This window comes from Filomicrobium sp., from assembly GCF_025698805.1.
GTDB classification, from domain to species: domain Bacteria; phylum Pseudomonadota; class Alphaproteobacteria; order Rhizobiales; family Hyphomicrobiaceae; genus Filomicrobium; species Filomicrobium insigne.
Window position 1 is genome coordinate 689,108 of the sequence record NZ_JAILWT010000002.1, and the last position, 19,376, is coordinate 708,483.

17 protein-coding genes are annotated in these 19,376 nt (G+C 57.0%); 3 read left to right on the forward strand and 14 right to left on the reverse strand.

The features are described 5' to 3' along the window. Nucleotides 1-41: 41 nt before the first annotated feature. The 12 genes from K5845_RS06965 to coxB form a co-directional block, all read right to left on the reverse strand. Nucleotides 42-4,079 carry an EAL domain-containing protein gene (locus K5845_RS06965; protein ID WP_287958695.1) on the reverse strand — a complete coding sequence of 1,346 codons (4,038 nt, stop codon included), beginning with the start codon at nucleotides 4,077-4,079 and terminating at the stop codon, nucleotides 42-44. Further along, nucleotides 4,076-4,678 carry a GNAT family N-acetyltransferase gene (locus tag K5845_RS06970; RefSeq protein WP_046479471.1) on the reverse strand — a complete coding sequence of 201 codons (603 nt, stop codon included), beginning with the start codon at nucleotides 4,676-4,678 and terminating at the stop codon, nucleotides 4,076-4,078. The genes K5845_RS06965 and K5845_RS06970 overlap by 4 nt, the downstream gene beginning before the upstream one ends. Before the next feature lie 9 nt (nucleotides 4,679-4,687). Continuing rightward, nucleotides 4,688-5,962: a M16 family metallopeptidase gene (locus tag K5845_RS06975; protein ID WP_046479470.1), complete on the reverse strand. Its 1,275-nt coding sequence runs from the start codon at nucleotides 5,960-5,962 to the stop codon at nucleotides 4,688-4,690. Continuing rightward, nucleotides 5,959-7,374, reverse strand: a complete 1,416-nt coding sequence (gene thrC, locus K5845_RS06980; protein WP_046479469.1) for a threonine synthase — start codon at nucleotides 7,372-7,374, stop codon at nucleotides 5,959-5,961. Before thrC ends, K5845_RS06975 begins: the two co-directional genes overlap by 4 nt. Nucleotides 7,375-7,489: 115 nt before the next feature. Then, nucleotides 7,490-8,257 (reverse strand): SURF1 family protein, encoded by a 768-nt coding sequence (locus tag K5845_RS06985; protein ID WP_287958696.1) that lies wholly within the window; start codon nucleotides 8,255-8,257, stop codon nucleotides 7,490-7,492. Then, nucleotides 8,254-8,622, reverse strand: a complete 369-nt coding sequence (locus K5845_RS06990) for a DUF983 domain-containing protein (RefSeq protein WP_046479468.1) — start codon at nucleotides 8,620-8,622, stop codon at nucleotides 8,254-8,256. Before K5845_RS06990 ends, K5845_RS06985 begins: the two co-directional genes overlap by 4 nt. A 140-nt stretch (nucleotides 8,623-8,762) precedes the next feature. Beyond that, nucleotides 8,763-9,671, reverse strand: a complete 909-nt coding sequence (locus K5845_RS06995; RefSeq protein ID WP_046479467.1) for a cytochrome c oxidase subunit 3 — start codon at nucleotides 9,669-9,671, stop codon at nucleotides 8,763-8,765. A 132-nt stretch (nucleotides 9,672-9,803) separates the two neighbouring features. Beyond that, a complete protein-coding gene (locus tag K5845_RS07000) occupies nucleotides 9,804-10,427 on the reverse strand; it encodes a cytochrome c oxidase assembly protein (RefSeq protein ID WP_244464958.1) in 624 nt (207 codons plus the stop codon). 38 nt (nucleotides 10,428-10,465) lie between these two features. Then, the gene (locus K5845_RS07005) at nucleotides 10,466-10,621 is read right to left on the reverse strand and encodes a cytochrome c oxidase system small membrane protein (RefSeq protein WP_170832441.1); all 156 of its coding nucleotides are present in this window, start codon (nucleotides 10,619-10,621) and stop codon (nucleotides 10,466-10,468) included. Then, the gene (locus K5845_RS07010; RefSeq protein WP_046479466.1) at nucleotides 10,621-11,583 is read right to left on the reverse strand and encodes a heme o synthase; all 963 of its coding nucleotides are present in this window, start codon (nucleotides 11,581-11,583) and stop codon (nucleotides 10,621-10,623) included. The genes K5845_RS07005 and K5845_RS07010 overlap by 1 nt, the downstream gene beginning before the upstream one ends. A gap of 239 nt (nucleotides 11,584-11,822) precedes the next feature. Beyond that, nucleotides 11,823-13,442 carry a cytochrome c oxidase subunit I gene (gene ctaD / locus K5845_RS07015; RefSeq protein WP_046480784.1) on the reverse strand — a complete coding sequence of 540 codons (1,620 nt, stop codon included), beginning with the start codon at nucleotides 13,440-13,442 and terminating at the stop codon, nucleotides 11,823-11,825. A 95-nt stretch (nucleotides 13,443-13,537) separates the two neighbouring features. After that, on the reverse strand, nucleotides 13,538-14,437 hold the full coding sequence (gene coxB / locus K5845_RS07020; protein ID WP_046479465.1) for a cytochrome c oxidase subunit II: 900 nt from the start codon (nucleotides 14,435-14,437) through the stop codon (nucleotides 13,538-13,540). Between the two features lie 524 nt (nucleotides 14,438-14,961). On the opposite strand from coxB, the gene K5845_RS07025 reads away from it, so the two are divergent. Further along, the gene (locus K5845_RS07025) at nucleotides 14,962-15,447 is read left to right on the forward strand and encodes an invasion associated locus B family protein (protein ID WP_052744149.1); all 486 of its coding nucleotides are present in this window, start codon (nucleotides 14,962-14,964) and stop codon (nucleotides 15,445-15,447) included. Nucleotides 15,448-15,478: 31 nt separating this feature from the next. Here the strand turns inward: K5845_RS07025 and K5845_RS07030 are convergent, their stop codons facing one another. Further along, nucleotides 15,479-16,087 (reverse strand): rhodanese-like domain-containing protein, encoded by a 609-nt coding sequence (locus tag K5845_RS07030; RefSeq protein WP_287958697.1) that lies wholly within the window; start codon nucleotides 16,085-16,087, stop codon nucleotides 15,479-15,481. A gap of 273 nt (nucleotides 16,088-16,360) precedes the next feature. Here K5845_RS07030 and K5845_RS07035 point away from each other — a divergent pair, with 273 nt between their 5' ends. Then, on the forward strand, nucleotides 16,361-17,539 hold the full coding sequence (locus K5845_RS07035) for a PcfJ domain-containing protein (protein ID WP_046479463.1): 1,179 nt from the start codon (nucleotides 16,361-16,363) through the stop codon (nucleotides 17,537-17,539). A 76-nt stretch (nucleotides 17,540-17,615) separates the two neighbouring features. On the opposite strand, the gene K5845_RS07040 is transcribed toward K5845_RS07035, so the two are convergent. Next, nucleotides 17,616-18,074 (reverse strand): hypothetical protein, encoded by a 459-nt coding sequence (locus tag K5845_RS07040; RefSeq protein WP_139165311.1) that lies wholly within the window; start codon nucleotides 18,072-18,074, stop codon nucleotides 17,616-17,618. A gap of 359 nt (nucleotides 18,075-18,433) precedes the next feature. On the opposite strand from K5845_RS07040, the gene bcsS reads away from it, so the two are divergent. Beyond that, a complete protein-coding gene (bcsS, locus tag K5845_RS07045; RefSeq protein WP_287958698.1) occupies nucleotides 18,434-19,348 on the forward strand; it encodes a cellulose biosynthesis protein BcsS in 915 nt (304 codons plus the stop codon). Nucleotides 19,349-19,376 lie beyond the last annotated feature (28 nt).

The following is a 19,376-nucleotide window of genomic DNA, read 5'->3' on the forward strand; positions in this document are numbered from 1 at the left end:
CAGTCAAACCATGCGGACCCGCATTCGCGCCCGCACTGCAATCACTTATCACCAAGCTTGCCATTGGGCGTAGCGGCCTTCTGTGACGGGCCACGAGCCGCGCTATCGCTACGTGGACGTGGCGTCCCGGCAAGCCGCGCCAAGCTTTCTGCGATACCTGGTGGCAATGAGCTGTAGTCCGGCGGAGCCGCAACGGGCTGCAGCGGCCTTTCCGCACCATTAGGAACACCATTTCCTGCAGGCGTAACTGGCGGTGCTGTCACCGGCACCTCTGCCCCAGCCATCGCCACGTTGAGCGGCTGCGTCTGCCCAGTGCTGACAGGCGGGCGCGGCGACTGAACCGCTGGACCGTTGTTCATACGGGGCCGCCCATTGGCTGCAGCGGATGGCGATGGTGGCGGCGGCGGGCGATGACCGACCGCTCGGCTACCCGCACTGCCTCCAGGAGGAGCAGATTGAATTGGAGGAGGTTGAGATACCCCCGCCCCATTCTGCGCCCCCCCCCGCCCATGACTAAATGGCGGTGCCGAAGGAGGTAGAGGTGGAGACGAAGGAGCGATCCCCGCATTGCCGTTTCGTCCGGTTGACGTTGGCTGGGACAGGTTTGAAGGATAGCCACCGTTGGAGCCGGCTCCCGAAGCTGACGAACTTACCGGCGGAGGCGGTGTCAAAGGCGGCGGTGATGACGAGGCTCTTGGCGCCGATTGCGGCGCTGCCTGCCCCCCGTGCGCGGCTTGGGCAAGCGATTGAGCCAGTGTCGGCTGCGACGGCGCGACCGGAGGCGCTAACGCCGGATGGGTAGCGCTAGAAATCTGACGATTATCGCCGACGCTCCCCGTTGGTAACATACCACCGCGAAGCAAGGGCCGTTCCCGGCCATTGCCGCGTGCTGCAATTGGCGGTGGACCAGTAACCTCAGCAGGAGGCGGCACTTCACGTAAGGGTATAGAGCCCGGGTCACCGCGACTAGGCGCTTGTCCGTTCGCAGCCACCACCGCAGTTTTCTTCGGCGACGAAGGCTTCGGCGCTTTCGGTGCGGCCTCAACGTGTACGGAAGCCTTCTTGCGATCCTTTTTGCTCTTTGACTTCGGCTTGAAGAGGTTGCGCGCTTCGATCTTGCGCTCGGATTTGGCAATGATGCGTAACAACGCGATCACATCATCCGCTGGCATCGGGTCGCCGTAGTAGAAGCCCTGACCATACTCACAGCCGATCGAGCGCAGGAACACCACGTCATCTGGCTCCTCGATCCCTTCCGCCACAACTTTCTTACCGAGCTCATGGGACAGCGCCACGATAGAGCGCACAATGGCACTTCCTGTACCTTCGCTCCCGCCACCGTTTTGCACCAAGCCACCGTCGATCTTGATCGTATCAACGGGGAAGCGTTGCAAATAAGCAAACGAGGAATACCCCGTGCCGAATTCATCGAGCGCGATCTCGACACCCGTTCCCCTCAGCACGTCGAGCATCTCGGTGGCCTGCTCAGGACTTTCCATAACCAGGGGTTCGCTGACCTCGAGACGGAGGCAGTTCACCGGGACGATTCCCTGACCGATGATGTGACGCAGCTCTTGAATGAAATCCTGTTTGAAGAGCTGCCGACAAGAAACGTTAACCGAAACGAACAGGGGCGACTCGTGTCGCGGCAATATCTTCTGCCAATTGGCAGCCGTATGTGCAGCCTTCGTCAGGACATGCGTGGAAAGCTTGATAATAAGATCGGAGTTCTCGGCCAGGGGTACAAAAGTCGCCGGCGACAATAGTCCTTCACGCGGGTGCTCCCAGCGAACGATGGCCTCAAACCCGGCAAGATCCTCAGTCGGAAGATAAACGATCGGTTGGAAGAATACCTTAAGCTGATCCTTCTCGACCGCCTTACGTAACTCGGCTTCCATCGCCGCCCGATCATCGCGGCTCGAACGCATCTCTGGGCGGAAAATCTCGATACGATCCGCACCGCTGCGCTTCGCTCGATACATCGCAATCTGAGCTTCCTTCAGAAGCTCATCTGGGCCACGCTCTTCTCCATCGTAAACCGAGACACCTAGCGATCCCGTGAGAACGATTTCCTTCCCTGCGATCTTGATCGGCGAACGCAAAGACCGCCGGATCCTCTCAGCCAACCCAGCCAGATCCCGGGCGCTCTGCTCGTTCAAAATCAGAATAGCGAACTGATCACCACCAAGCCGCGCCAGAGTATCCTGCGGCCCAAGATGCCGACTCAAACGCCGCGCCACTGTCAACAGCAGGCTATCGCCTACGACAAGACCAAGGGAGGCATTAACGCTTTTGAACTTGTCGAGATCGATACAGATGACCGTAGGCCGTACGGCAGCTTCACTAGCCGCACGCATACAGGCTGTCCCAAGACGGTCGAGAAAGAGTTCCCGGTTGGGAAGATTGGTAAGACCGCAGTGTACCGCATTGTGCAGAAGCCGCTCCTGGGCGCGCTTGCTTTCTGTGATATCGCGCATCAAACCAACGCAACGCACATCACGCCGGTCCGACGTTTCAATGCTCGCCGCGTCCAACTCATACCAGCGATACGAGTTGTCGCTGTGGCGCAAACGGAAATCGATACGGATCTTACCGCCAGCGCGTTCCTGCACGGACCAGAGCATAAGACGGAATTTCTCACGATCTGCCGTATGTAGGTGCGGAATGAAGTCTTCGACCTTACAGGTCAACTCGCCGCCGTTGAGCCCCAACGCAGCTTCGATAATCGGGCTAACCTTGACCTCATCGCGACGCGCATTCCATTCCCACGTTGCTGCACCGGCCCCCTCGACCGCGAGCGCCTGTCGCTGCTGTTGACTGGGCGAGGCGCCATACACCGGCTCTAAAGAGCGGAACGCAAACTGCGTAACCGTGAAACCGATCATCAAAACGATCAGAACCAAACCTGCTGCGAGGCCAGCTTCAATAACATCGCCCGACATCCTGCCGGTAAGCGTTACCGCTGTGCCAAAAACCCATACGAGGAAGATGATCCAAGTCGGTATGATCGACAGGGCCCGATCCTGACCTCGGAAAGCGAGGAACAGTATGATCGCAGCCCCCACACCGCCGATCACACAGAACGACAGGCGTGCAAACGTTGAAGCCAGACGCGGATCGACAACGGCAACCGCAACAAGCGCGAGCTGAGCCAGCATCCACACGCCAAAGAGCATGCGCACAAGCCCGTGACTTAAGCCCAGCCTGAGAAATGTGTGGAGGAAGATGACAAGACTGGCCGCAATCGACGCTTCACCCGCCGCGCGATAAACCGCGTTATCCTCAGGCCGCAAGTTGAACAGCTTATGGAAAAAGCCGAAATCGACGCACAGATAGACGAGCACACACCAAGCGACGAGTGCCGCGGACGGAAAGATCGCTTTGTGGTTCGCGGCAAAGATCGCCGTCAGAAAGATCGCCAATAGACCGGTCAGACCGAGCAACGCTCCGTTAAAGAGCTGCCGTTCGCGTACCTCAAGCTCATATGCCAATGGCTTCCATAGAAAGATCCGCGAAAAGCGCTCGGACGAAAGCTCAGCGACAAACGTGATCGTTTGGCCAGGTTCTAGCGTGATGCGGAACACGTCGGCCCGGTCGCTGTTCACACGCTCAGGCACAAAGCCGATTGATGGCGTCACCGCCTCAATGCGCCGGGCATCAAGATCCGGCCAGACCGTTCCGGAACCGACCACCGTGTAGCGATCTGCCGTAAGCCATCGCTCCATATCGGTATTGGTCGGGTTAGTCAGCGCGAAGACAATCCAGCTTGGATTAACCCCTGGCGTAGCCGCTTTGACGCTCATGCGCCCGACAACACCATCAAGCCCAGGTGCAGTTTCGACCTGCAGGCTGTCGCCGCGATTGTCGTAAAATTCGCCGTCGGTGGTTATCTCGATGCGATCCTGATCGGAACCGACCGTAATCGCCTTAAGCGCCGAAGCCGGGGATGTCGCAATGAGATTGGCGCAGCAAACCACAAGAACAGCCACTGCCAAGCTCAGCAGCCGCGCCGTACTACAGCGCACGCCCGCGAGCACGGCGCCCGGCCATCCGGCTCGATCAGGTTGCTGATGCCTCATTCGTCGCCTGTCCCCCTGGCGATATCTTCAGCAAGAAGCGCAAACAGGACGTGATCCTGCCATACGCCATTGATCTTCAAATACCGCCGCGCGAGCCCCTCGCGCACGAATCCCACCCGTTGCAACACATTTATGGACCCAGTATTGGACGGCATCGAGGCAGCCTCAATCCTGTGTAACCGCAATTCGTCGAATGCGTAGTGGACAGCGGTACGTACCGCATCTGTCATAAACCCACGCCCGACAAACGGAAGACCAAGCCAATATCCAAGAGACGCCGCCTGAGTCACACCGCGACGCACATTCGTCAGCGTCAATCCACCGTACAGCTCACGCCCGTGCTCGTTGAAGACACCAAACGCGTACCCTGCATCATCGCGTGCTTCACGTTGATAGTGCCGAACCCGACGCCGAAACGAGGTTCGTGTGAGATCATCATGCGGCCAAACTGGCTCCCACGGCCTGAGATGCTCACGGCTCCGCGCCCGTAACTGGGCCCAAAGCATATAATCTGACGTCAAATAAGGCCGCAGCAGGACACGCCCACCGCGCACCGCAATCTGTATATCGTTTCCCAGGCCCACCTTAAGGAAAGCCACGGCCCGACCTCACTGCCGAATCGTGCCCAAACAATGGCTGGCACGTTGCGCGTGTCCACGCGATGAAGCCCCGGCACCAACCACAGCTGCCGCCGGCTGCTTGGCTATCATACGTTGCATAAGCTCTTTAACTTGGGTGGGGCTGACCTCTTCAACCTTTGCAATCAGCTCCTCCTTTTCGATCAGACGCCCATGGGCCATCAGATGCCGCGCCATTTGCTCAGCACGCGCCGACGAACTTTCTAGCCCCATCATAAGCCCGGCTTTGAGTTGGGCCTTGGCCCGTCCCATCTCAGCGTCCGTGGGACCATCCTGTGCCAACCGTGACAGCTCTTCAGACACCACATCAACCAGCTCTTGCATTTGCTCTGGCCCGGTTGCCGCATGCACAGCCAACAGCCCAGTATCGCTTAATCCCCAGGCTGACGAATAAATAGCGTAACACAACCCGCGCTTTTCACGGACTTCTTGGAAAAGGCGGGATGACATCCCCCCGCCGAGGAGCCCAGAAAGCACCTGAACCGCAAAGAAATCCTCCGCGCGATAGGCCGGACCTTCAAAGCCGATCACAATGTGGCTTTGTTCAAAGGCCTTCTTTGAGGACCGGACCCCCCCGGCGTAAACTGCGCCACTGGTCGGATCACCGGACGGCGCAGACCCGTCGTCAAAAAGGGCCTCGGCTTGACGGCACAAACTGTCGTGATCAACAGCACCCGCCGCGCTCACCACCAACCGGTTCGCGGCATAGTGACGATCAAGGTAAGAGCGCAAATCCCTCGACGTAATTGCCTGCACGCTTTCAGGCGTTCCCAGGATTGTTCGCCCGATTGGCTGTTCAGGATAGGCTGCATCCTGGACGAGATCATAAACAAGATCGTCAGGGCTATCCTGGCTGGCAGCGATTTCTTGCAGAATAACGTCGCGTTCGCGATCAAGCTCCATCGGATCAAAGAGCGAGTCTTGCAAAATATCAGCCAGGATCTCCAAAGCCGTGCCATCGTCACCTTTGAGCACGCGCGCATAATACGCCGTCGTTTCGATGCTGGTGGCGGCATTAATTTCACCACCGACCTCTTCGATCTCTTCAGCGATCCGCTGCGCAGTCCGCGACGTCGTTCCCTTGAACGCCATATGTTCGAGAAGGTGAGAAATACCGTGCAGCGTTTCCGGTTCATGCCGGGCGCCGGTGTTCACCCAAACGCCAAGTGATAGCGTCTCCAGGTGATCCATCTGATGTGTCACCACCCTCAGACCATTCGCGAGCTCAGTGATCCTGGTCGTCATACTTGCCCCTGACGGATTGCACGCGCGTTCTGCTCGATGAAGGCTTCGACTTGACTGAGATCATTATCGAGAACTGGGTAACGCTCCTCATCACTGAGCAGCGTTGAAAGTCGGTCCGGGAGGCCTGGACGCATTCCCGTAATTTGCTCCATCGCATCAGGGAACTTGGCGGGATGTGCCGTCGAGAGCACAACTTGAGGAACGCCCATATTGGACTCGGGAGCGCGATCCGCAGCCCAAACCGCACAGGCCGTGTGCGGGTCCAACAGATAACCGCTCTCCGCCTGAACACGACGAATGGTATCGGCGACCTCGTTCTCACCAGCACGCGCCGCAGCAAAGTCAGCCTTGAGCGTCTCGAACGCCCGTGAACCGACATCGAACCGCCGAGACTGCTTCAGGCTCTCCATTTGAGCCCTGACGACATCGGACTGTCGCCCGCAAGCCTCGAACAGGTAACGTTCAAAATTCGAGGAAATCTGGATATCCATCGACGGTGACGTTGTCGCCGTCACACCGCGCATTTCATAACTGCCCGTTTCCAAGGTACGCGGCAGAATATCGTTCTCGTTGGACGCGATCACGAGTCGATCGATTGCAAGCCCCATCCGCTTGGCGACGTACCCCGCAAAAATGTCACCGAAGTTCCCGGTTGGCACCGCAAAGGAGACGGGACGTCGCCCCGCTCCAAGCGCAACAGCGGCAACAAAATAGTACGTCACCTGCGCCACGATACGCGCCCAGTTGATCGAATTCACACCTGACAGCTGCACCCGGTCACGAAACGCATGGTGATTGAACATCGCCTTCACCAACGCCTGTGCGTCATCGAAGGTCCCGCGCACCGCGATGGCATGGACATTCGCCTCCCGGGGCGTCGTCATCATGCGCCGCTGAACATCGGACACCCGCCCTTCCGGAAACAGGATGAACACATCGACGTTTTTCGATCCCCGGAACGCTTCGATCGCAGCCCCGCCCGTATCCCCAGACGTCGCGCCTATAATCGTCGCACGGCTATCGCGCTTCTCCAGGACATGATCCATAAGCCGGGCCAGGAGCTGCATGGCAACATCCTTGAACGCCAGCGTCGGCCCATGAAAGAGTTCCAGCACGAAGCGATTGGTATCGATCTGAACGAGCGGGGTTACAGCGGCATGCCCGAACGCTCCGTAAGCATCGCGGGCCATCGCCGCCAGATCTGCGCGCGAGATCCCTTCGCCCACATAAGGGCTCAAGACCTCTACCGCCACATCGCTGAACGGCATGCCGGCGAAGGCCTCAATGGCCTCCTGCGAAAATTGCGGCCACTGCTCCGGGACATATAAACCGCCGTCGCGTGCCAATCCCGCCAGCAAAACATCTTCGAAGTCGAGCGACGGGGCTTGGCCCCGTGTTGAGACGTACTTCAAGCCTTGAAACTTTCGTTTTTCGTTATGAGCAATTTCATGAGGCTAACCGCCCTCGCGCAGCACCCTAATGCGCTAGGCCGTGCACAACAAGACAGGCTTCTTGAGCCAATCCCGGTTACTCCGGGGTCCGCCGGCTCTCCAGCCTATGCCAGACAAAGGCGACATACACGCCGAGCAAGGTCAACGCCAAGCCGTACCATGTCAGGGCGTATTCAAAATGTCGGTTGAAAATCTTGACCTTACTGGTGCCTGGTTTGGGCCATTCCGCAGCCGGCACACCGCCAGCGACCGGCTCTGCTTCAATGAAAAAAGGCACAAGATCGGTCTTCGACGGATCGAACGCGGAGGCATGCATTCCGGCTAAATCACGCCAATACCACAGGTTGTCTGCCACATTGTTATCCGGTGTAAACGTTTCCTGTTTGGCACTCAGGCGAACGATCCCGATTATTGTGCGATCCTCAGCGCCACCCCCAGCAGGCCGAGTATCCGGAGATTTAAACCGCTCCGGCACATATCCGAGGTTAACCCACACATAACGCTTCTCCCCCACCCGCATGGGCGCAAACACGTCGTACCCGGGGCCATAGCCCTGATGCGGCGCGTACAGATAGCGCTCCTTTTCGTGATGCAGGATGCCGGGAACCTCCACACGCGTGTACTCGACATCACCGTCACGCGATCGGGCAATAACCTCGTCCAGCGATACCGGAGCCGCCTCCGCACGACTGTGTAGCCGCGAGATAATCGCGTCCTTTTCCACCTTGCGGCCCATCTGCCAGGTCCCAAGTCCAATCAGGATGGCAAGGCCCAGCAAAGTGAGGAGGCTGGGCCAGAGCAGACCGAGCTTTTGGTGGGATAGTTGTGAATCCGATTGCGTCATTCGTCAGAGAGCCGGCCTTCCTCGGCGCTGTATTTGTATTGCAATGCGATCAAGCCCCCTTTGAGAAGCCGCAAAAGCCCAAGCGCAACAACTGGGAGAATCAAAATCACGGCCGGTAGGGCGACCCACTCCGGCACGTCATATTTCAAGGTCGCGATCAGAGCCCCGCCAAGTCCGAGAAAACCAAGAATGAAAATACCGAAGACTGCCGGACCATCGCCAGTGTCAATGAAGCGGTAGTCCAAGCCGCAATGCTCACATGCATCGGGCACATTGATGAGCGAACGAAACAATCGACCCGTGCCACAACGCGGGCACCGCCCGCTCAATCCCGCTCTAATCGCCGATACCTTTGGCTCACTCATGTCCTGCTCTCAACGGTCTCGACCTGCCGCAGCACCCATTGTTGTTGCGCAATCTTGCTTCAAAAAAGTTCAGGGCAGCCAGAGCCGCCCCGAACCAGATCCATCGAATTCGCGGTCTACGACTTGTCGCCGTACCGAAATTAATGCCCGCCTGGGTTAGGGCCTGCGCCCCAGACGTAGATCGATACGAACAAGAACAGCCAGACCACGTCAACAAAGTGCCAGTACCAAGCGGCCGCCTCGAAGCCAAAGTGCTTTTTCGGCGTAAAATCGCCGCCGATCGCACGCAGCAAGCAGACGAAAAGGAACACCGTACCGATGATGACGTGTGCGCCGTGGAAGCCCGTGGCCATGAAGAAGGTCGCACCGTAGATGTGACCCGAATAATTGAAGGCAGCGTGGCCATATTCGTACGCTTGGCAGAATGTGAAGAGGACGCCAAGAAGAACCGTCAGCGTCAGCCCCCAGATCAGGTGCTTGCGATTGTTCTCGAGCATCGCATGGTGCGCCCACGTCACCGTTACACCCGACAGAAGCAGGATCAGGGTGTTGACGAACGGCAGCCCCCACGGATCAAACGTCGAATGGAACGCATCGTTGGGCTGCGGAGGCCAAGTACCACCGATAAACTCATTGCGCTGAACCAGGCCGATCTGTTCCGTGACGTTGGTCGGCTGGAAGATTCCCGAAGGGAACAGCGCAACGTCGAAGTACGCCCAGAACCAAGCGACGAAGAACATCACTTCAGAAGCGATGAATAGGATCATGCCATAGCGAAGGTGGAGCTGAACCACCGGCGTATGATCACCGTGATGGCTCTCCTTGATGACATCGCGCCACCACATGAAAGCAGTCGCCATAACCAGCATCGCACCGATGCCGAACACCCAAGGCCCCTGGACGCCGAAAAGTCCGGCTCCGCCAGCCTGCGAGCGCATCCAGACGATAGCGCCCACAGCGAGGATGAGAGCCGAGAAAGAAGCAGCTATGGGCCACGGACTAGGCTCTAGCAGATGGTAGTCGTGGTTCTTAGCGTGTGAATCAGCCATTAAGAGCTCTCCCGTTATCCCCTTTTTTGCCTAGGGCAGTTCTTCAAGGGCTTGCGCCCAGCCTTCCTTGCGTATTCACCCTCTCTGGTCGTCTTTTGATCGGAGAAACCAAAGCAGGGAGTAATCTAGTTTTCAGCCACCTTGCGCCGGCGTTTCCTTTGGCGCCTGCGCACTTTGACTGGGATTCTTTACAGGGTAGAAGGTGTAGGACAGTGTGATCTCCGATAGGCGTCCCGCATCTGCGTCATTGACGATTTCAGGATCGACAAAAAAACTCACGGGCATGTCCACCGACTGACCAGGCTCGAGCCTCTGCTCGGTAAAGCAAAAGCACTCAAGCTTATTAAAAAACTGTCCTGCAGACTCCGGCGTCACGTTGAACACAGCCGTCCCGGTGACCGGATGATCCGAGGTGTTGGTCGCGCGATAGCTCGCGAGCTTGGTCTCACCAAGATGAACCTCCATCGTGTGTTCAACCGGCTGAAATGCCCAGGGCAGATCCCGCGAAACGTTAGCGTCAAATCGCATCGTGATCGTTTGCGCCAACACCTTCTCCGCAGGCGCGCTGGCGACCTGGGTCGTGCCACCGAACCCGGTGACTTGACAGAACATGCGATACAACGGCACCGCCGCGTAAGCCATCCCAAGCATGCCGACCGCCATACCCAGGCAAATGATGCCCACCCGGCGATGACGGGCACCCATGCTGACTGACGGTGACTGATCAGCTGGTCCTTGCGAACTGTCTTTCGTCACGTCTTCCAAAAACCTCTCTATATCCTCAACCGGCACTATTACATGGGCCGATTGAAAACATTACCGCCAAGCCTCACGATCGTCGCAGCGTAAAAAAGGACGATCAACAGCCCCAGCGCGAGAGCGATCGCGATCGACCGCATCCGTTGCCGCTTCTTGTAGTCCTTGTCGTTATGGTCGTCGTTGTCCGACATCAAAACAAGCCTAACCCGGTGACCTGCGCGCCTGTCACAGTTGCGATCACATGCTCAGTCAGAAGTACTGCGAACAGTGCGAAGAGATAGAAGATCGAGAAGCCAAAAAGCTGCTTCGCCGCATGATCGGCTTCGCGTCCCTCGGTCACCCGCGCAACCTTAAAGGCAAACCACAGGAAAACTATCCCAAGCACAACTGACGTCGCGCCATAGGCCGCACCACCAAGACCGATGAACGACGGTGCAACGGCCAAAGGCACAAGCAAAAGCGAGTAGATTACGATCTGACGCCGTGTCTCCTTCGGACCAGCAACCACCGGTAGCATCGGCACACCAACACGCTCATAGTCCCTGCAGCGATAAAGTGCGAGAGCCCAGAAATGAGGTGGGGTCCACATGAAGATGATTAGGAATAGCAGAACACTTTCAATCGAGATTCCTCCCGTGACTGCAGCCCAACCAATCATCGGAGGAAATGCCCCGGCGGCACCGCCAATCACGATGTTCTGCGGCGTCCGGCGTTTAAGCCACATCGTATAGACGAAAATGTAAAAGCCGATTGTTAGGGCGAGAAGCCCTCCGGCGGTCCAATTGACCAGAACGCCAAGCGTCATGATCGACGCAACAGACAAAACGATACCGAAGCCAAGCGCTTCGCCTGCGCTTACGAGGCCACGAGGGATCGGCCGAGCTGCCGTGCGTGCCATATGCCGATCGATATCGGCGTCGTACCACATGTTGAGTGCACCGGACGCCCCAGCACCCACCGCGATAGCAAGGATCGCGATAATCGCCAGCACTGGATGCAGGTGCCCGGGCGCAGCAACCATTCCGGTCAGCCCGGTGAAAACAACAAGCGACATGACGCGCGGCTTCATCAAAGCCACGAAGTCTCCGACGCTTGGCGTCCCCGTAACCGCCACCGTCTCAACATCTGCCTGCAATCTCGACGTCACCGACATCTCGCAACCACTGATAAAGACCAAGTCTCTACGGAACCAACGTACCGCATCCCAGCCCCGACGCGTCCAGCAAGAAGCTCTGCCGATTACGCGCCTGGGTACCGCTCGACGGAACTATTCCTGATCCGCTAGCAACAGCGGACGATGCCGGTTGGCCCGCCCGCCACTTTAATACCCGCTTGTTCAGATCAAACAGGCGGCCCGGCCACAGATCGCGGCCGGACCGATCCTTGTCCCGATCAATGATGATCGGTTGCTTTGATCCGCGGCAGCGTTTCGAAGCAGTGGTACGGCGGTGGCGAAGACAGTGTCCACTCCAACGTCGTTGCGCCAGCACCCCAAGGGTTGTTGCCGACCCGCTCTTTGCGAGACAGGGCTACAAACAGACCGATGAAGAAGCAGATCGCGCCCACCGTTGTGATGTAAGAACCGATCGATGAGACCATGTTCCAAGTCGCAAAGGCGTCCGGATAGTCGACATAACGGCGCGGCATACCGGCAGCTCCGAGGAAGTGCTGCGGGAAGAACAGGATGTTCGCGCCAATAAACGTCAGCCAGAAGTGCAGCTTACCCCAGAACTCGGAGTACATTTTGCCGAACATCTTCGGGAACCAGTAGTACCAGCCGGCGAAGATCGAGAACACCGCACCCAGCGACAGCACATAGTGGAAGTGAGCAACCACATAGTAGGTGTCGTGAAGTGCACGGTCCACACCGGCGTTAGCCAGCATCACGCCCGTAACGCCACCAACGGTGAACAGGAAGATGAAGCCCAGCGCCCACAGCATCGGCAGACGGAACTGGATAGATCCACCCCACATCGTAGCGATCCACGAGAACACCTTCACGCCAGTGGGAACAGCGATGACCATCGTCGCAAACACAAAGTAAGCCTGAGATTCGACGCTCATGCCTGACGTGTACATGTGGTGCGCCCACACGACGAAGCCGACAAGGCCGATGGCAACCATAGCGTAGGCCATGCCGAGATAGCCGAACACTGGCTTCTTGGAGAAGGTCGCAACGATGTGGCTGATCATACCGAAGCCCGGCAGGATCATGATGTACACTTCAGGGTGCCCAAAGAACCAGAACAAGTGCTGATAAAGAACCGGATCACCGCCGCCAGCTGCATCGAAGAAGGTGGTGCCAAAGTTACGATCGGTCAGCAGCATCGTGATCGCGCCAGCGAGAACCGGCAGCGACAGCAGCAGCAAGAACGCCGTAACAAGAACCGACCATGCGAACAGAGGCATCTTGTGCATCGTCATGCCCGGCGCGCGCATGTTGAAGATCGTGGTGATGAAGTTGATGGCGCCCAGGATCGATGAAATACCGGCAAGGTGCAGCGACAGAATCACGAAATCGACGGATGGCCCCGGATGTCCGCTCGTAGATAGCGGCGCATAAACCGTCCAGCCCGTTCCTGCGCCGTCCATGCCCGGAGGGCCTTCGACGAACATCGAAGTTAACAGCAGAATGAAGGCGACAGGCAGAAGCCAAAACGAAATGTTGTTCATGCGCGGGAACGCCATGTCAGGCGCACCGATCATCAACGGCACGAACCAGTTGCCGAAGCCACCGATCATCGCCGGCATGACGACAAAGAACACCATGATCATGCCGTGGCCGGTCACGAACACGTTGAACATGTGCGGGTTGCTGAAGATCTGCATCCCCGGCTCTTGCAGCTCCAACCGCATTACGACTGAAAGCGCAACACCAATGATCGACGCCATCATCGCGAAGATCAGATAAAGCGTGCCGATATCTTTGTGGTTGGTCGAAAACAGCCACCGCTTGACGAAGCTCGTCGGCGCGCCCTGCTCATTATAACCTGCGTGAGCTTGATTGCTCATTGCGTTCGCCCCTTCAGATCTTGAGATCTTGCCTAGTTCCAACTGAGTTTCTGGCTCGTGAACCGCCGCAGCGCACGCCGGTTCACTCGTCGAGATCACTGCTGAACGGCAGCTACGTTTTGCTTAGCCTGTTCGATCGCAACTGCACGAATGATCTCACGGGCTTTTTTCTTGTCCTTCGCTTCCATAGCGCCGGCCCAAGCATTGAAGGTATCCTCACTGACGACACGCACCGCAATCGGCATGAAGGCGTGGTCCTTGCCGCACAGCTCAGAGCATTGCCCGTAAAAGATGCCTTCCTTGGTGGCCTTGAACCAAGTTGCCGTAACACGGCCAGGAACCGCATCGGTCTTCGTACCAAACGAAGGAATCGTCCAAGCGTGAATCACGTCCTGCGACGTCACCAGCACGTGCACCACCTTGTTAACCGGCACGATAACTTCATTGTCGACTGCCAGCAGGCGCGGCGAAGGAATACCTTCGTCGATCAACTCCTGCCGCTCGTCGTCCGTCAGCATCAACGAATCGAACGAAAAACCGCCCCGGTCGGGATATTCATGCGACCAGTACCACTGATAGCCCGTCGCCTTAATCGTCAGGTCGGGCTTCGGGTACGAGTACTGCAAATTGAGCAGCTTGAATGACGGAACCGCGATAGCAACCAGGATGATGATCGGCACCACCGTCCAAGCCACCTCCAGCATCGCATGGTGCGTCGTCCGCGATGGCGTCGGATTCGCCTTCTCGCTGAACTTGAAGATTACGTAGACCATAAGCGCCAGAACGAAGATCGTAATAGCGACGATGATGACGTTCACGAGGTCATAAAAGCTATGAATGTCATCGGCGACAGGCGAAGCAGCAAGCTGCATGCCTATCTGCATATCCGCAGGCTGTCCCAGTTTTGCCGCCATGGCAGGAACTGCCAAGCATACAGCCGTGACGATACCGGCGAGAACCGTCGACGACATAACGCCGAGCCATCGTTTCACCATTCTCCGCTCCCAAGTTACGCTCGGCCGTCGCCGAGTCTGCCCCTTTGATTGATAATCACGCCGGCCCCGGTCCGGCTCCGAGCATCCACTGGAGTGGCATCCTCACGGTCGTCGATCGGAGAGCAACTCCAGACCGCCGTAGGCGCCTTTATACAGCGCCAGTAAGTCATAGACTGAACGAAGTCGTCTAAGGTGCTCGGCAAGCGTTCCCAACCCTATCCAGAACACAAGCCGCATGCGGAGCTCAAGTCAAGTTCCATGCGGCATATATTCGCGATGGTCTTTGAACAATATTTGCACCCCTGTCCACCAAAACCGCCCAACAGCTCGGACAGTCCCAATTTAGCCTTTTTCGTTCCCGAGACGACACGACAAAGACTTCTCGCCAGACTAGATCATCAGCCACGCTGAAATCAGAAACGGCGGGGCTCAGCAATGGAGACGATCGCGTGCGGACCTGTGAAATTCCTCTGTCAGTTTTCCGCAGCAGCCGATTCGTTATTGCGGCGGTCATAGCAGTCCTAGTGACAGCCCTCGCTTTCGCACCCGCACAAGCGCAGGACGCGTCTCCCGACGGAAAAGTCAGATCTCAACACGGCGACTGGCAAATTGTTTGCAAGCCCCCGCCGCCGGGTGCCAGCCACGAAGTCTGCGCCGTTGTGCAGAGCGTCACGGCAGAAGACCGCAACAACGTCGGGCTGACCGTCTATTTTCAGCGCTTCTCGAATGGGACCCAGGTCCTGCGCGTATTCGCACCGCTCGGCGTCCTCCTGCCTCCCGGCCTGGGCTTGAAGATAGACGGCGCCGATGTGGGCAACGCACCATTTTTGCGCTGCCACACATTCGCTTGCTATGCGCAGGTGACCGTCGAAGAAAAGCTGGTCCAACAGCTCAAGAATGGAAAAACGGCAATCTTCGTAATCTTCCAAACCGAAGAGGCAGGCATCGGTATTCCGATTTCGCTGTCCGGCTTTTCCGATGCGCTGGCCGAACTGGCAAAGAGCAACTAATGCCCTTCTCGAACCCAACTGCCAATCTCAGCTAGTTTTTCGGAGCTGGTCGCGAAACCGCCAACGCGCTCCGGCGCACGAGCTGGCCCCAAGTGTCGTCATACTTGTGCACCAGCGACGTCGCTCCGCGCCCATCGACAAGGCCACGCTCTTCATTGTGCCAGTGGAAAATCCCACCGTTCAAATTGTAAACGCGATCCGCACCCGCCGCGAAAAGCTCCCTCTGGACGCGCTGTGCCAACGCTGAACTGCGCATCCCCACCGAACAGTAAAAGACCACCATCTTGCCGCGCACCGAGGACGAATAGCGCTGCAGGAAGGCGTCGGTGGGGATATTCGGATCAACCCGGATAGAGTTGGGAAGATGGCCGACGGCAAACTCATCCGCTTCACGCACATCTAACAACAGCACACCGGACTTACCCGACAGCCGTTGCGCCAAACCTTCCGACGACAAGTGAAGGACATCAGGAAACCTGCGGCGAACCATCGTCTCGGTCGCAAGCATCCGTTCGGGCTGCAGAGCGACCGCCTTAGGCGCCGTAACATCCGCCGTACGGCCAAATCCGACCCCAGTAGCAGACGCAGATGCAGATGCAGTGAAAACGATCAAACCGATCGTCACAGATACCAGCGACACTCTGTCCACAACGCGCCAAAGCATAGACCAGATCCGTCGTTCACTGACCAACGCAGCAGCTCCTCAAAAAGCAACCTGAACTCAAACGACTTGCATGTCTCACAAGTGACGAACGAACACTATAGATGCGGGTTCCAACGACATCCCCACGTGACGGCAATTCACTCGAGAAGCCCAATACGGTCACGTGAAGATCCGCCCTTTCGCCACTTTATTCAAGGAGCATGAAAACCCGAAGCCGTAGGGCAAAACCAACACCAAGGGAGGCGTTAGTTGAAGGCAACTCAACATCCATCTTCAGGGATCGATGAAACTGAGGAGACGCGCCGTTATCGCCGTCTGGAAGCCTTCAACCCTGCATTCCGCCGCGATATTGAACGTTTGATGCAAGTCTCTCCTGAACTGGAGGATCTTGCCGATAGCTTTCCCGGATTGTTGTTTGCGTTGGCGACAGGCTACGGCAAACCCGCGAAGCAACGCGCAAGTATACAGGCGATCCGTCGCGGCTTACCCCTTCAACGCGCAGCGATGACCTTATCGCTGCCATGGTGGCTGCGCCGCCTTCCTCCCGCCGCCTATACTCACAAAATCAGCATGCTACCGAGAAACGTAGAGTTCTCCAGGCATGTCGTTGATTTGATTCCGACACAAACATCGGACATGGGCCCCTGGCTATGGGCCATTGAGCATGGCTATCGCGGATGCCACTGGCACTTCGCTCTTTGGGCCGCGCGCTGGCTATCTAGATCCAATCGCGTCCTGGCAAGCCCGGGCGGAGAAAATAATTTCCGCTTTCTAACGGCCTGGGCATGGCACGCCGAGCGAGAGGGAACGCCAGGCCACCAGCTTGTACGCAAACCCTGGTCATCAGAAATGGGCCTGCGTAAAGCACTGGACGAAGTGGGCATATGGCGCCGCCGTGTGGCCCTGGCCGTCGCGCTAAACTCACAAAAAGAAACCGACTGGCTCACCGAAGGCAGCGCCAACGGCTACGAATTTGTCGCATTACAGACACCGGAGGATTTCATTCGGGAAAGCGATAAGATGGAGAACTGCTTGGATCAGTTCAGCGATCATATGGAAGGCGGCCTCTCGCGCATCTTCTCCATCAGAAAGAAGGGGCGCACCGTCGCAAATCTGGAAGTCGCCCCTCACGACAGCGAACCCACAATAGCCGGCATCCGTCAGTTGCGTGGACGCCGCAATCACAAGGCACGACCGGAGGTATGGCGCGCAGCATATACTTGGCTCAGCGAGCAACCCTTGCGACCGCCACACGCTGCGGCTCGGCGCAGCGACCGGGCGAGGACACAGCAAGCCGCATTGGAATTGTGGCTACCCTACCTGGAATTTCTCGATACGGCGGGGCTCGCCGAGGAGTTCGCGGCCTCAGCAATTGGCTTGAAGCCCATTGCGAGCAAGCGCCTTCCAAAAAGGAAAGTAAGTCTCTAAACCAGCACTCGAACACCCCGTGGCGCACCTCGCAAAGTAACATGCGCAAGGCCACCGCCGTCAAAGAAAGGAATGGTCAGGCCACACGCCGTTGTTCTCCTGTTGATTTGACGTGCACTCGTGTCGAGCGGCGCGACTTCTTTCCAACCGGCAAAGAAATGAGATCACGCTCGGGTTCGTCAGAAACCTTCTCAACCACAGGCGTTGCATGGGTTGGCGCGTTTGCCGTTACGTCAAGCACCTGCGCGATGCGCCGTGTGCTCTCCGCCCCTTGCGAAAAAGCGGCTTCCCAGAATTGAGCCTGCACATTGAGAATATCCATCGGCGTCCGGCATCGTGCCAACTTACTGGGCATCCCAAGACAGGCCTGCATCCTTCTGCTCGTCAGTCCCCACAGCTCTAGCTGACACTGACCAAGCCCCTTAAATTTCCGTTGTGTTTCATCGGATTGGGCAACCGGGCTTGCAAAATACGCTTCGCACATCGCTTGCCACGAACCGAAGCCTAAATCACTGATATTATGTAATGATTTCATAACTCGACTCCCTGACCGCGACCAGCTTGCCTCCTACCAGCCGCTTGAAGTGGAAGTATAACTCACGATCGAAAATTCAACCGCCGGAAGTCAATTTGTCCACAGCTCGCCAGAACAATTAAGATGCTGCAGCGCAAAATAAATTTCCCAACCTTCTCGAAACTCTCAACAGATGCTCGCCATCAAAAATTTCAATCAAAAATAATTATCGAACAAAACTCACAACCAAAAATTGAATATAGAGCCATTAACCACTTTATATTTGACAGTACTCGTCCTATCGCGAAGCTTTAGCCATGTTTCCCATCGCCGCTCCATGTTTCCCGCGGCGGAAAAACCCTTTGTATTTGTGTATTTTCATGTTGAGTTTCGTCTTTCTCAAGCAGGTCGAAAATATAATTTCAGCACGAGCTCAAGCGTGCTTATACCCCAAAGCATTGGTAGCGCTCGCTCTAATTATCAGCGCTCAACCCGTAGCAGCGAATGACGGAAACACGCCAACGAGGCACTATGAAACCTGGGTCGGCGCGGACACCGCCAAGAATGTTTGGCTTCTATATTCGGGAACGACTGCATCTCCATTCGGGCACATCTATGAAGACGGCCTTCGCCTAAGGTTTGTTGGCGGCTATGGCCAGTATACTTACGGCGGCAAACGTCCTGAGCTTAATCCTGCCTACACGGGTTTCGGAGCTGAACCGTGGCTCATTACGCCATATAAAACCTTCAAGGCACGGGTGCAGTTTGCGGAGGCTCTGATTGGCTATCAGTTACGTACTGGCGAACTTACGACCAAAGCTTTCGTCGGCATTTCGGCCATCGATCACGATATCCGTCCCGGAGACTATGCGATCCTTCCCGACGCAAACGGGAAACCGCGAAAATACTCCTTTAACTTTGCAAGTGGGCTTGATGTCGGCGTCAAAATCGCCCTTGAACTATGGTTGAATCTCGGTGCCGACGCCTATGCCTCTCTCGACCTTGCTTGGTCGGACGCCCACCTGACGCGATCCGCACGTGCGCGGATCGGACATTACTTATTTGATGGCCTGTCCGCAGGCCTGGAAGCCAACTTCAACTTGGACAGAAATGGCGAAGTCCGCCTCAAGGACGAAGAATTCGTCACGGACGCACCTATCGATTACGCCCGCTTCGGTGTGTTCGCGAGATACAATTGGGACGGAGGAGAAATTTCCGCTTCAGCCGGTCTACTCGGGGACTTCACGCAAAATCAGTCTGCATATGGTACAGTGAACTGGGTAACTCAGTTCTAACAAACCATCAGCCGCAGAGAGCGCATCG